The sequence below is a fragment of the Labilibaculum sp. DW002 genome, assembly GCF_029029525.1.
GTDB classification, from domain to species: Bacteria; Bacteroidota; Bacteroidia; order Bacteroidales; family Marinifilaceae; genus Paralabilibaculum; species Paralabilibaculum antarcticum.
Genome location: NZ_JAKJSC010000004.1, coordinates 202062 through 215949 on the forward strand (window position 1 = coordinate 202062; position 13888 = coordinate 215949).

The 13888-nt window shown below is 34.4% G+C and carries 11 protein-coding genes; all 11 read left to right on the forward strand.

From position 1 onward, the window contains the following. Positions 1–152 precede the first annotated feature (152 nt). The 11 genes from L3049_RS16160 to L3049_RS16210 all read left to right on the forward strand — a co-directional run bounded on the left by L3049_RS16160 (position 153) and on the right by L3049_RS16210 (position 13879). Positions 153–2540: an ABC transporter permease gene (locus tag L3049_RS16160; RefSeq protein ID WP_275110855.1), complete on the forward strand. Its 2388-nt coding sequence runs from the start codon at positions 153–155 to the stop codon at positions 2538–2540. A gap of 188 nt (positions 2541–2728) precedes the next feature. Further along, complete coding sequence (locus tag L3049_RS16165; RefSeq protein ID WP_275110856.1) at positions 2729–3343, forward strand: TetR/AcrR family transcriptional regulator; 615 nt, start codon at positions 2729–2731, stop codon at positions 3341–3343. Positions 3344–3353: 10 nt separating this feature from the next. Then, positions 3354–4640 carry a TolC family protein gene (locus tag L3049_RS16170; protein WP_275110857.1) on the forward strand — a complete coding sequence of 429 codons (1287 nt, stop codon included), beginning with the start codon at positions 3354–3356 and terminating at the stop codon, positions 4638–4640. Between the two features lie 11 nt (positions 4641–4651). Next, positions 4652–5533 carry an HlyD family secretion protein gene (locus L3049_RS16175; protein ID WP_275110858.1) on the forward strand — a complete coding sequence of 294 codons (882 nt, stop codon included), beginning with the start codon at positions 4652–4654 and terminating at the stop codon, positions 5531–5533. 6 nt (positions 5534–5539) lie between these two features. Further along, on the forward strand, positions 5540–6466 hold the full coding sequence (locus tag L3049_RS16180) for an ABC transporter ATP-binding protein (RefSeq protein WP_275110859.1): 927 nt from the start codon (positions 5540–5542) through the stop codon (positions 6464–6466). Beyond that, on the forward strand, positions 6459–7205 hold the full coding sequence (locus L3049_RS16185; RefSeq protein WP_275110860.1) for an ABC transporter ATP-binding protein: 747 nt from the start codon (positions 6459–6461) through the stop codon (positions 7203–7205). The genes L3049_RS16180 and L3049_RS16185 overlap by 8 nt, the downstream gene beginning before the upstream one ends. 17 nt (positions 7206–7222) lie before the next feature. Next, the gene (locus L3049_RS16190; RefSeq protein WP_275110861.1) at positions 7223–8329 is read left to right on the forward strand and encodes an ABC transporter permease; all 1107 of its coding nucleotides are present in this window, start codon (positions 7223–7225) and stop codon (positions 8327–8329) included. A 17-nt stretch (positions 8330–8346) separates the two neighbouring features. Next, complete coding sequence (locus tag L3049_RS16195) at positions 8347–9465, forward strand: ABC transporter permease (RefSeq protein WP_275110862.1); 1119 nt, start codon at positions 8347–8349, stop codon at positions 9463–9465. A 108-nt stretch (positions 9466–9573) separates the two neighbouring features. Beyond that, positions 9574–10851 (forward strand): cyclic nucleotide-gated ion channel, encoded by a 1278-nt coding sequence (locus L3049_RS16200; protein ID WP_275110863.1) that lies wholly within the window; start codon positions 9574–9576, stop codon positions 10849–10851. A 264-nt stretch (positions 10852–11115) separates the two neighbouring features. Beyond that, on the forward strand, positions 11116–12177 hold the full coding sequence (locus tag L3049_RS16205) for an adenylate/guanylate cyclase domain-containing protein (protein ID WP_275110864.1): 1062 nt from the start codon (positions 11116–11118) through the stop codon (positions 12175–12177). A 361-nt stretch (positions 12178–12538) separates the two neighbouring features. Next, positions 12539–13879: a serine hydrolase domain-containing protein gene (locus L3049_RS16210; protein WP_275110865.1), complete on the forward strand. Its 1341-nt coding sequence runs from the start codon at positions 12539–12541 to the stop codon at positions 13877–13879. Positions 13880–13888 lie beyond the last annotated feature (9 nt).

A 13888-nucleotide genomic window follows, 5' to 3' on the forward strand; every position in this document is an offset into this window, starting at 1 on the left:
GTGCTTTATCGAACATTTTTTTTAAATTTTAGTTTTGTTAAGTGTAAGATATTTAATAGCTTGAGAGTACTGGCATGTGGATTGATATATCCTCCATGTAAATCTAACCTCTTGCTATGATTCAAAGTTTCTTCAAAGTTGCCTTTCGAAATATGAGAAAGTACAAAGGCTATTCGTTCATTAATATTGCTGGCTTAGCTGTGGGCTTGGCATGTGTGTTTTTGATCTATCTATTTGTGCGAGATGAGTTGAGCTATGATAAATTTTATCCAACTTCTGAAAATGTTTATCGTGTAGCCACCAAAATAAAAATGGGTGAGCGAAAAATGGATGGCAATACAATTTGTGCTCCTTTTTCGCCTAATGCAGTAAATGATTTTCCAGAAGTAAAAGTAGCCACAAGAATAAATTTTTGGAACAATGTGCTATTTACTTATGGAGAAAAACAATTCGTAGAAGATAAATATTTGCGCACCGATTCTACATTTTTCGAGGTGTTTCCAAGGCCATTTATTTTTGGTGACGCAAAAACAGCATTCGCAGAGAAAAATAATATTGTCTTGACAAGAACAACTTCTCAGAGGTTCTTTGGTAATGAAAATCCCGTTGGTGAAATTTTAAAAATGCCTAAGGATAAGCTTTTTATTGTTAGTGGTGTGGTTGAAGATGTTCCGGAGAATTCTCATTTTCATTATGATTTAGTTGGTTTGCTAAATTTGAGTGCTGAAGAAGAAGATGCTTGGTTTAGTGATTACATGCAAGCTTATTTTTTGCTAGAACCTGGAATTGATTATAAGGATTTAGAGGCGAAATTTCCTGATTTTGTAGTGAAATATATGGGGCCAAAATTGATAGAGGTTTTAGGGATTGATATCGAAGCATGGGAAAAAGACGGAAATGAGTTTCGCTATTATTTGGAACCTCTTGAATCAATATATTTAGAAACTACAACAGAAAAACAGATTGAGCCTGTTAGCGATATAAAATACATTTATATATTTTTTGCGATCGCTTTTTTTATTCTATTATTAGCCTGTGTAAACTTCTTAAATCTTACAACAGCAAGATCATATACAAGAGCCAAAGAAGTTGGAGTACGTAAAGTGTTTGGCAGTGGTAGAAACATGTTAATGATTCAATTTTATGCTGAGACTTTTTTGATGTCTTTGCTGGCTGTAGTTGTTTCCTTCTTTTTGGTTGAATTGATTTTGCCATATTTTAATGCTATCGCCAGAAAAAATTTAACATCCGAACTATTGTGGCAAGGAGAGTATTTTCTATTTATGGCTGGTGTAATGATATTCGTAGTATTGTTTGCAGGTAGTTATACAGCTATTTCCTTGTCTCGATTTAGAGTAATGAGTGTATTGAAAGGCGAAGTTCAAAAGGGTAAAATTGGTAAACAAATACGAGCAATTTTGGTTGTATTTCAGTTTACGGTAGCTATTGGGATATTGATATCGGCATTTGTTATTAAAGAGCAGGTTGATTTTATGCAAGAAAAAAAGCTTGGTTTTAATAAGGAACGTGTTTTGGTTGTGGATAGAGCATATGCTTTGGAAGATGAGCAAAAGCAGACAATTAAGGAGAAATTAAATCAATATTCGGGCATTGAAGATGTCTCTTTTTCAGGAATGGTTCCAGGGAGAGGTACCAATGGTTGGTCGATGTATAAAGAGGGAGCAAGTAATGAAGATTTGATAAATTTTCGATTGATGCATGTCGATGAGAGTTTTGTTGATTTATTGGATTTAAATATACTTGATGGAAGAAAATTTGATAAGAATAGGTTGTCTGATACCACAGCTTTTATAGCCAACGAAGCGGCTATTGTAGCATTGGGATATAAAGACAACCCCGTAGGTAGGTATATCTATAAGCCAAGCTTTAATCAGAAAGATCGAGTTCCTCAGGAGATTATTGGGGTTGTAGAAGATTTTCACTTCGAATCGATGCGTGATAAAATATTGCCGATGTTATTGACGTATAACCCAAAGTATTTTAAGCGATACATGTTGGTGAAGTTAGAGCCAGACAATATTATGGAAGGTGTAAAAGTGGTAAAAAAGAACTGGTCGAAAATGACCACCGGTCAGCCATTTGAGTATTTCTTTTTAGATAGTGATTTTAATAATTTGTTTAAAGGTGAAGAAAGGGTTGCTAACATACTTAGTGCTTTTACCATTTTGGCTTTTTTCATTGCCTTACTAGGATTATTAGGTTTGGTATCATTCGAGATGCAGCAAAGAGTAAAAGAGATAGGTGTTCGCAAAGTATTAGGTAGTTCAGAGTTGAGCCTAATGGTTATTTTGAGTAAAAGGCTTTGTCTGCATGTTGTTATTGCAAATATATTTGCTTGGCCGCTTACCTATTTTGCAATGCAATCTTGGTTATCGAATTTTATTTATCGCATAGATTTCCCTTGGTTCTATTTGCTATTAGCCTTGCTGATGTCAATAGTGTTAGCAGTATTAACAGTTAGTGGTCATTCTTTAAAAGTAGCTAGAACAAACCCGATAGAATCTTTAAAGTATGAATAGTAGTTTATTATAACTATTTGAAGACTCTCATTCGGTTTGGATGGGAGTTTTTTTATGCCTTTTTTAACCACTTGGTTAAAAAAGGTATAAATTGTTTTGCGTTTAAATAAAGCTCTACATTTGTATTAACCAAACGGTTAAACCGAATGGTTTATTTTTTGAATTTAATTTAACCATCTGGTTAAAGCATGAAAGAGAATAAGAAATCAGAAGAAACACAGGAACTAATATTAAAAACAGCAAAGCAAATTTTTGCTAAAAAAGGATATGCTGGCGCCAGAATGCAAGAAATAGCCGATCGCGCAGGAATAAACAAGGCCTTATTACACTACTACTACAAAAACAAAGAAAAATTATTTGAACAAATTTTTACTGAGGCATTTATTAACCTAGCTAGACCAATGGCAAGTTTCTTAGCGGATGAATCTGAATTGTTCCAGAAAATAAGAAAAATATGTCATTTGTATCAGACGGTGTTAAGTGAATATCCATTTATACCAAATTTTGTTCTAAACGAGGTGAATACGGATCCTTCAAGAATTATTAGATTAATCAATATTGAAGGAGTTATGGATGGTATGGAGAAGACTTTAGTTCAAATTAAAAAAGCAAGTGAAGATGGAGTTATAAGAGAAATAGATCCACGGGAATTGATTCTAAATATTATAAGTCTATCAATCTTTCCCGTTGTTGCTCGTCCCTTAGCAAAGGAGCTGTTATTTAAAGAAGTTAATATGGATGAAATGCTTAAAAAAAGAGCGGATCAAGTTGCCAATTTTGTGATACAATCGATAAGAATATAAAAATTGAGATATGAGAGTTTTAAAATATAGTAAATACGTTTTTTTACTGATCATCTTTTTTAAGATTCAAATAGGCTGGAGCCAAGAGGAAGTTCTTAATTTGGATCAATGTCAGAAAGAAGTTCAGGCGAACTTTCCATTAATGAAAGGAAAGTCATTGTTGAATAAATCTTCTGAACTGAATATTGAAAATCTTAAGGTTTCTTACTTGCCAAGGCTTTATGCAAATGGACAAGTTAGTTACCAGTCCGATGTTACTGGGATAAATTTACCAGGAGTTGATGCGCCCGAGGCACCTAAAGATCGTTACGCTTTAAATCTTGATATTGAGCAGTTAATTTACGATGGAGGGAAGACCAAGAGTAGAATTGAAGTTGAAAAGAAAAGCTCTGAGGTTGATATTAATGATCTTGAAATTCAGATGTATCAATTGCGTGCAAGAGTGAATGCAGCATTTTATGGTATTCAATTGGTTCGAAAAAGCAAATTGGTACTTGCTGATAAGCAAAAAACTATTTTAAATCGTCTAGAACAGATTAAATCGGCAGTTGAAAATGGTGTTATTTTACCTGCGAATTTGAAAGTACTGCAATCGGAAATATTAGTAATAGATCAGCAAGTTCTAGAGCTTAAGGCAATGCAAGAATCGTTCTTTTCAACACTTTCTGAATTGATGGGACGGAAAATTGATACTGAAGTGAAACTTGAAGAAACCAAGTTTGAAGAGGAAGTTGTTAATCGTGCAAGTATAGATGTAAAGCAAAGACCAGAATATCTTCTTTATTCAAGTCAGAAATCTTTACTCGAAGCACAAAAAAAGCTTTTGAAAAAGGATAGATCTCCTGTTATAACTGGATTTGGACAAGCAGGTTATGGAAATCCGACTTACAATCAATTAAAAGATGAATTTGACACTTATTATATGGTAGGAGCAAAGATATCATGGAATATTTTCGATTGGAAGGCAAATCGCCGAAAGCAAAAGCAGATTGTGTTTAGAAAAGATTTAATAGAAACGAAAGAACTCAGCTTTACCCAGAATCAGTTAATTGAAATGGGAAATGAAACGAGTAAAATTAGAAAGTTTACTGTTTTGCTTGAAAAGGATGATGCGATAATTGAATTGCAGGCAGCTGTTAGCAAAAGTTCCGCTTCTCAATTAGATAATGGCGTGATTACCTCTAGTGATTATCTAGAAGATTTAAATAAAGAAATTCAAGCAAAATTGAATAAGGAATATCATACCATTCAATTACAGCAATCTATAGCGGAATACAACAGAATTAAAGGAATTTAAAGAATAAGAAAATGAAATTTACGACAATAATAGCAATCGCCCTTGTATTCTTGACTTCGGCATGTATGCAAAACGAAAACGAATCGGATGCTTATGGTAATTTTGAAGCAAATGATTATATGATATCAGCAGAAAATGCAGGAAAAATATTATCTCTTGATATTGATGAGGGAGATGTGTTTGTAAAGGCAGAACAGGTTGGATTGATTGATACAACTCAATTATTTCTTCAAAAAGAGCAATTAAAAGCTGAAAAAAGATCAATTGCCTCAGGAGTTCAAAATATTCTTTCGCGAATTGCTGTTTACCAAGAGCAACTTACAATTCTTAAAAAGGATAAATCACGCATTGATAAGATGTTTACAGATGGAGCCGCAACCAGCAAGCAAGTAGATGATATTAATGGAAATATATTGGTTGTTCAGAAACAAATTCAAGCCGTGAAAACAGAGAATGCAAAAGTGCTTGGTAGCTTGGAAAATGTGACTCGAAAAGTAGATGCATTAAATGATTTAATTGAGAAAAGTAAGATATACGTGCCCGAGGCTGCAACAGTTTTAGAGAAATATCGTGAACCCTACGAAATGGTAAACATGGGTACTCCCCTATTCAAATTAGCCGATTTAAGAACACTTGACTTAAGAGTTTACATCAGTGGTGATCAAATTTCATCTGTTAAAATTGGGCAAACCGTAAATGTTTTGATTGATAAAAATGAAGACGAGAATTTCACTCTTGAAGGCAAAATAAGCTGGATTTCGTCTCAATCGGAGTTTACGCCCAAAATTATTCAAACAAAAAAAGAGCGGGTAAAATTGGTATATGCCGTAAAAATAAAAGTTGTTAACGATGGGCGTCTGAAAATTGGTATGCCAGGCGAAATTAGATTCTAAAAAACGATGAATGCAAGCATACATATAGATAAAATATCTAAAAGCTACGGCAATGTCCAAGCTCTCAAAAATATCAGTTTGGATATTCATTCAGGTGAATTATTTGGACTGATTGGCCCGGATGGTGCTGGTAAAACAACGCTTTTCCGATTGCTGGCAACCCTGTTATTACCCGACGAAGGCTCTGCCCAATTGTGTGATATTGACAGTATAGCTGGATACAAGAAAATCAGGAACCTTTTAGGATATATGCCAGGTAAGTTTTCTCTTTATCAGGATTTAAGTGTGATTGAGAACCTTCGCTTTTTTGCGACTGTTTTCAACACTAAAATCGAAGATAATATGGATATGATTCATGATATCTGGGTGCAGATTGAACCTTTCAAACACCGTTTGGCAGGACAACTCTCAGGTGGTATGAAACAAAAACTGGCTCTTTGTTGCGCACTCATCCATCAACCCAAAATACTATTACTAGATGAACCTACTACAGGTGTCGATTCCGTATCAAGATCGGAATTCTGGCAAATGCTTAAGGGCTTAAAAAAGAGAGGTATCACTATAGTCGTTGCAACTCCCTATATGGACGAGGCCAATTTATGTGAACGTGTTGCACTAATTCAGGATGGTGAGGTTTTGCAGGTTAATACACCTGCTGAAATTGTAGCACAATTTGGCAAAGAACTGTATTCTGTTAGAAGCGATGACAATTACCAATCATTACTCGATTTAAGAGAGTTTGAAGCGACTCATTCGGTTTTTCTCTTCGGACAAAGTTTACACTACACCGATTTACGTAATGAAGTTCCGGAAGAAGATCTAAAGCAGTATTTGGAAAAGAAAGGACGCTCTGGCATTCTTATCGAAAAGATAAAACCCAGCATAGAAGATTGTTTTATGGCATTAAGTACAAAATCAGAAGATCATGAATAGTACACAACAGGTGATCCGTGTTAAAAACATGTACAAGAAATTCGGAGAATTTACGGCGAACAGTGATTTGACTTTCGAAGTAAAAGCTGGTGAAATTTTTGGTTTCCTGGGTGCTAATGGTGCAGGTAAAACAACGGCTATTAAAATCCTATGTGGCTTATCTTTCCCAACATCGGGAGAAATTAGTGTCGCTGGTTTTGATGTATACAAGGAACGGGAATCCGTCAAAAGAAACATTGGCTATATGAGTCAGAAATTCTCTCTTTACGAGGATTTAACGGTTTTTGAAAACATTCGATTCTATGGAGGCATCTATGGTTTATCTAAATCAGAAATTAATTCTAAATCGGACGAATTGCTAAAAAAACTTGATCTGGAACATGCAAGAAATAAAAGAATAAGCGCATTACCATTGGGCTGGAAGCAAAAATTAGCCTTCTCTGTAGCCATAATTCACAACCCTAAGATTGTATTCCTTGATGAACCAACCGGTGGTGTCGATCCCGTAACGCGAAGACAATTTTGGGATTTGATTTACGATGCCTCCCGAGCAGGAATTACCGTTTTTGTAACAACGCACTATATGGACGAAGCAGAATATTGCGACCGGGTATCCATTATGGTAGATGGTAAAATTGAGGCCTTAGATACGCCGGAGGAACTGAAAAAGCAATTTAATGCGACTGATATGGATCAGGTCTTTCTTAGTTTGGCCAGAACTGCAACTCATATAGAATAAGATTAATAAATATACGGATGAATCGATTTATCGGATTTTTAAAAAAGGAGTTCTATCATATTTTTCGAGATAAGAGATCTATGCTTATTCTGTTTGGAATGCCAATCGTTCAAATCATGCTCTTTGGTTACGTCATTTCTACGGATCTTAAAGATGTTAAAATGGCTGTATTGGACCATTCTAAAGATGAATATTCTGCAGAAATCATCAATAAAATAACCTCATCGGGCTACTTTAAACTAACTGAGAACCTCGAGTCTGCAGAAGAAGCCGATGCCATTTTTCGGAAAGGCGATGTGAAACTGATTTTAGTCTTCGAACCTGATTTTGGTAAGAACTTAATCAAAAACACAAAAGCTAATGTTCAGATTCTAACCGATGCTACTGATCCAAACATGGCTAATTTGGAGGTTAATTACTTGCAAGGTATTCTTCAAAACTACAATATCGAAATCAATAATGGAAAGAAAGAGCCCTTCAGGATTAAGTCTAATACACGAATGTATTTTAATTCCAATCTGGAAAGTGTTTTCATGTTTATTCCCGGTATAATGGCAACCATACTCATGTTAGTTTCAGCCATGATGACCTCAATATCAATTGCTCGCGAAAAAGAATTGGGAACCATGGAAATACTATTGGTATCACCCTTAAATCCATTACAAATTATATTGGGTAAAGTAACACCATATCTGGTTTTATCATTTATCAATGCCTTGGTTATTATTGGCATGGGCTATTTTATATTCGGTGTTCCAATTTTAGGCAGTTTTGCCTTACTAATGGCTGAGAGTATTCTATTTATCTTTCTTGCTTTATCCATCGGTATTTTTATATCAACAGTAGCAAAAAGTCAGCAAGTTGCAATGATGCTCTCCATGTTTGTATTAATGTTGCCTACCATCATACTTTCCGGCTTTATTTTTCCAATTCGAAACATGCCGCTCCCCCTTCAGATCATAAGCAATATAATACCTCCAAAATGGTTTATTGTGATTTTGAAAAACATTATGCTGAAAGGTGTCGGTTTTGAATATATATGGAAAGAGACTTTGATATTAATCGCCATGACCATAGGTTTCATCGGACTTAGCCTTAAGAAGTTTAAAACAAGATTAGAGTAATCCCGAAAGTAAGAATTATGCGAATTTTAAAATATCTACTACAAAAAGAGTTTTTACAGATTTTCCGTAACAAGAGCATGTTACCTATCATATTTGTCATGCCAATAGTTCAGCTTTGTATTCTGTCTTTTGCGGCTACTTACGATATGAAAAACACGAATCTGTATATTGTCGACAAGGATCTTTCCAGTCACTCCAGAGAATTAATTTCCAAATTTAATGGATCTCCGTTTTTCACAGTTAAAGAAATTGGTTTTTCGGAGGAAGAGGCGGAAAAAGAAATATTTAAAGACAATATTGATGCAATTCTTGTCTTCAATAAAGATTTTGGAAAGTCTGTTGATTTAAAAACACAGGCATCCATTCAGATTCTTGTGAATGCCATAAATGCAAGTTCAGCAGGCCTGTACAACGCTTACATCAATTCTGTTATTCAGGATTATAATCAGAATATAGCACTCAGTTTGGCAGGGCTAAGTCAGGACAATCAACACAATATGGTCAGATCGACTTACTCGCATCAGTTTAATCCCGAGATGAAGTATATACCGTATATGCTACCAGGTTTAATTGTTTTGCTGATTACCGTTATTAGCTTGTTTTTATCTGCAATGAATGTTGTGCGGGAAAAAGAGATTGGAACCATTGAACAGATCAATGTAACACCAATTAAGAAGTCTCAATTCATTCTAGCGAAGCTAATTCCCTTTCTGCTTATAGGCTTTTTCGTTTTGGGAATAGACCTTTTGGTTGCTGTTTGGGGATTTAAAATTCCGTTTTTAGGTTCAGTTTGGCTGATCTATCTGGTCGCCTTTGTCTATTTAATTGCAATCTTAGGCTTCGGCTTACTCATCTCAACACAAACTGACACACAGCAACAAGCCATGTTTATAGCTTGGTTTTTTATGGTCATTTTCTTACTGATGAGTGGTCTATTTACACCTATCGAAAGCATGCCCGAGTGGGGACAGAAGCTTAACATTCTCAATCCAATTGCTTATTTTATCAAAATAATCAGAATGATCATGTTAAAAGGTTCCGGCTTTTTTGATATCCTACGAGAATTCGCAATATTGGGAATGTTTGCTGTTTCAACTATATTTTTTGCAGTAAGAATGTATCGGAAAGTTTCGTAAGGAATAATATAGGCTTAATTGCAGTTTACCGATCGAAAACTTGCTTTTGTCTATTTTATTTGGGAGAATTTATTCAAATCGTTTTACTTTGGACAAAACCTAATCTTAATGTCTGATAAATACCTCAAATCAATTTACAATTCTGGCTGGAGAATAGTCATTATCCTCACAGTATTGTTGCAAGCAAGTATAATCCCTTTAGACTTTTTATTTAATTTAAGAAGTCTGAATTGGTATCGTACGCTTGATTTAAGTATTTCGTTGATTTTCTGTCTTGATCTAATTGCAAATATTTTAAGATACCGTGAAGTTAAAAATCATTCAATTCTAAAAGATGTCTATTGGGATTCTTATTCATCCCAGAAGTTTTTTGTAGCTGACATTCTCTCGTTGTTACCTTATGCAGTAATTTTTTCTCATCCTGCTTTTCAATTGCTTCGTCTTTTTAAATGGGTAAGAGTTTATAGAACTGCTCGCTTTTTTCAAATTCGAAATATTCGCATGTCAGCAAAAATATCCTTATGGTTTATGCTATTAGGTTTTTTTGTTTTTTCCCATTGGTTAACATGCATTTGGCTAAATATTCATGGCTTGGAAAGTGGTATAACAAATGGCGATAACTATGTACAATCTCTATATTGGATAATCACAACCTTAACTTCGGTAGGTTACGGAGACATTGTTCCTGTTGGTAATATTGAAATGTTGTTCACCATATTTCTTCAATTATTTGGAGTGGGAGTTCTTGCTTTTTTGGTAGGAACAGTTGTAGGTATATTCACAAAGAAAAATCCGGCAGAACAACGATTTATAGAGAATATGGAAAAACTTAGAGCATTAATCCATTATCAGCATATTCCTAAGAGCCTGGAAAATAGAATAAACGACTATTTTACTTACGAATGGAAACAAAAACTTGGATATGATGAGAGCGAGTTAATGGAAGCACTACCCTACGGTTTAAGAATAGAATTACAGCTCGAATTCAAGAAAAATGTCATCAAAGATATTCCTTTGTTCGATTGTGTTGACGATCATTTCATAAGAGACATAGCCCAATATCTTACACCTATGATATTAACACCTGGAGATTATTTATTCAGAACCGGAGATATTGCCAAGTCCATGTTTTTTGTACAAAAAGGAAAAATAAGTGTTCTCTCTGCCGATGAAAGTAAGCAGCTAACCATTCTGCAAAAAGGTGACTTTATGGGCGAAATAGGACTGTTTAAGAAAGTAAGCAGAACTGCAACAGTAAAGTCAATAAGCTATTCTGATGTGTACGAATTGCAAAAAAAGGAATTCGATAAAGTTTTGAAGAGATACCCTCAAATAGCTGAAAAATTGAAAGCAAAATCGATTTCAAGAGAAGAACGTTACATTTAACAAGTAGAAAAAAAGAGTATGCTATTCGGACATCATAAATTTAATGAACCTTTACATCCTGAGTTTCTTAAAATAGAAAGGAAACGGGTTGGTATCATTTTGTTAATATTTCTCGTGAGTACTTTGGTAATTCCGATTTTACATCAGATGATTCCCAATTTATTGCGTGATCAATTGAATAATAAAGAATTCGTAATAGTTGTGTCTTTTTGGTGGCTTGTTTTTTTCTTATTCGAACTCATAGTTTATCTTAGGATGAGATCGATGATAAAAAACAATCGTTCTGTTCCAAAACGAATATTGATTCTCAATTTATTGGTTGAGTTTGGCTTGCCTGCTATAATATTGTACAATATTGTAAAGTATGATAATTCGTTATTGGTTTTAGAGTACGATGGTCTTACTTTTTACTTCTTGCTTTTAATGCTATCGGCAATGCATCTCGATTTGAAAATATCTGTTGGTGCTGGAGTATTAGCTTGTATTGGGTATTTCGGAGTTTCTTATTGGGGAATCCAATTCTTGAAACCAGAAGGTGATATTGATCAAATGATTGAAATCTATTCGATGAGAAGTTTGGGTTTGTTATCGGCAGGTGTAATTGCTGGTGTAGTTGCTGCTGAAATTCGGAAAAGAGTGAATAATCTATTAAAAGCAAAGGATACTCAAAATGAAATAGAATCTCTTTTAGGACAGCAGTTATCCAAAGGTGTTGCTCAAGAATTAATCCTGCATAGAAATGATACGGTAGGACAAAAAGTTTTTGGTTCGATCATGTTTTTGGATATCAGAAACTTTACGGTAATGGCAGATCATCAAAGCCCAGAAGAAACAATCGAATTTCAAAATGCCATTTTCGATCCATTAATTCGGATTATTGAGAAGAATAATGGGATTATTCATCAGATATTAGGAGATGGTTTTATGGCGTCATTTGGTATTGCTGTTAAAAACGACAAGCACGCAGAAGATGCTTATCATGCAGGATTGGAAATTATTGAAGCGATAAATCATTTGAGACCATTCGAAAATGAAGATTCAACCATCGTTGGAATTGGCTTGCATTGTGGCGAAGTTATTACTGGTAATATTGGCAATGAAATTAGAAAGCAGTTTTCCATAGCTGGTAAAAATGTAATTATAGCATCTCGCATAGAACAGTTAAATAAGAATTTCAAAACTCAATTTTTACTTAGTAAGCAACTTGCAAATTTATTAGATTGTAAAAAGGAACTGATTGATTTGGGATCAGTTAAGGTGAAAGGTATTGAAGAGGAAGTGAATGTTTTTCAGGTAACAGAAGAGCTTTGTTACTGTCATAAATAACTAAATTTTAATTTTTTTTAATATCCCAAAATAAATTTCAGAAGCTAGCGTTATTTTATTTTCGTTAGCTTTTTCGACATAAAAGCATTTCTGCTTAGTATAATTAATTTGGAATAATCTTTCTAAATAAGAATATATTCTATTGTTATTTATGCTTAATGTATGTATTTTTGAGATGAAATGCTTTTAATGTTTGATAAAGGGTATTATTTTTACTGTTTTTAAATTGGGCTTAATTTAGACTGGTATTTCAAAAAAATATAAACATTTTTGTACCCGTTACAGTAGAATGAATGTACTGACTTGTTATTAGGATGAGTTGTGATGTTGGATAAAGCAAGTTAAATCAATTTACTATTGAATGATTGTAAGAAGATTAGTATCAATTTTTATTTTTTTGGCCCTAGTGTTTCTAGGCCAAACTTTTAGTTTCTCTAAGCAAGAATCTCCCGCTGTTCCATTTGACACTAGCATAGAAGCTGTGTCTCATAGAATTTACAATAACCTTTCTGAAGGACCACAAGTTAAAAGAGCTGATTATATAATGAATCGCTTTTTAAAGAAGTGGGAAGTATCTGGAGCTACAGTTGCCGTTGTTAAGGATGGTAAATTAGTATTTGCAAAAGGATACGGATATTCTGATGTGGAAAATGAAGAAAAAGTACAGCCTTCTCATTTATTTCGAATTGCTAGTGTTTCAAAGTTAATTACTGCGACTGCAATTATGAAACTTCAAGAAGAAGGAAAATTGCATTTAGATGATTATGTGTTCGGAGAACATGGAATTTTAAATGATTCCGTATATTCTAACATTCGTGATAAACGAACCAAGAGGATGACAGTTGAACATCTTCTTAGGCATTCAGCTGGTTTTACAAGCAGATATGGTGATCCAATGTTTTTACCATTAGCAATTGCTAAGAAAATGAAAGTAAAACCTCCTATTGATGCTCAAACTACAATTCAGTTTGCGATTTCAAGACGATTGCATTTTACTCCCGGTACTCGTGGAGGTTATTCAAATTTGGGATATGTAATTCTTGAGAAAGTTATCGAAAAGGCAGCCAAAGAAGATTACGAATCATACGTACAAACGCACGTTTTAAAGCCTGCTGGGATTTTTGACATGCACATGGGAAAAAGTTTACGAAAAGATCAGTTTTCTAATGAGGTTAACTATTACGAACAATCCAATGCGATAAAGATATCAGCTTTTAATGGTTCTGGTAAATCAGTTTATCGAAGCAATGGAGGGAATAATATTGAAGCACTTGGTGGTGCAGGTGGTTGGATTGCATCTGGAGCTGAATTAATTAAATTCATGATGGCAATTGATGGGGACGATAGTTTGCCTGATGTATTGTCTAAAAAGAGCATTAAATATATGACTACGCCAAACAAGAATGGTCATAGTCCAATTGGGTGGAAAGGTACTCGAGGGAAAGGAACTTGGTGGAGAACAGGAACATTAGCAGGTAGTTCAGCCTTGATGAAGCATCAGGAAAATGGATTAAGCTATGTAATTGTTACGAATAGTTCTACTTGGCGTGGATCTGACTTTACACAAGATTTAAGTGTATTGATGAGTCGATTCTTACGTTCTGTTAAAGAATGGCCGGCAGAAGATCTGTTTAATCATTTTGAAGCCCGCAGAGAGGTAATTGCTTTGGAGAATTTACCAATCCTAGAAGACTGGAGCTAAAAGCTTTAT

Bases quoted from the DNA above. Each gene is read 5' to 3' on its own strand.
- L3049_RS16205 (WP_275110864.1), top strand. From the start codon at position 11,116: ATGATAAAAAACAATCGTTCTGTTCCAAAACGAATATTGATTCTCAAT.
- L3049_RS16200 (WP_275110863.1), top strand. From the start codon at position 9,574: ATGTCTGATAAATACCTCAAATCAATTTACAATTCTGGCTGGAGAATA.
- L3049_RS16210 (WP_275110865.1), top strand. From the start codon at position 12,539: ATGATTGTAAGAAGATTAGTATCAATTTTTATTTTTTTGGCCCTAGTG.
- L3049_RS16180 (WP_275110859.1), top strand. From the start codon at position 5,540: ATGAATGCAAGCATACATATAGATAAAATATCTAAAAGCTACGGCAAT.
- L3049_RS16175 (WP_275110858.1), top strand. From the start codon at position 4,652: ATGAAATTTACGACAATAATAGCAATCGCCCTTGTATTCTTGACTTCG.
- L3049_RS16165 (WP_275110856.1), top strand. From the start codon at position 2,729: ATGAAAGAGAATAAGAAATCAGAAGAAACACAGGAACTAATATTAAAA.
- L3049_RS16195 (WP_275110862.1), top strand. From the start codon at position 8,347: ATGCGAATTTTAAAATATCTACTACAAAAAGAGTTTTTACAGATTTTC.
- L3049_RS16190 (WP_275110861.1), top strand. From the start codon at position 7,223: ATGAATCGATTTATCGGATTTTTAAAAAAGGAGTTCTATCATATTTTT.
- L3049_RS16160 (WP_275110855.1), top strand. From the start codon at position 153: ATGAGAAAGTACAAAGGCTATTCGTTCATTAATATTGCTGGCTTAGCT.
- L3049_RS16170 (WP_275110857.1), top strand. From the start codon at position 3,354: ATGAGAGTTTTAAAATATAGTAAATACGTTTTTTTACTGATCATCTTT.
- L3049_RS16185 (WP_275110860.1), top strand. From the start codon at position 6,459: ATGAATAGTACACAACAGGTGATCCGTGTTAAAAACATGTACAAGAAA.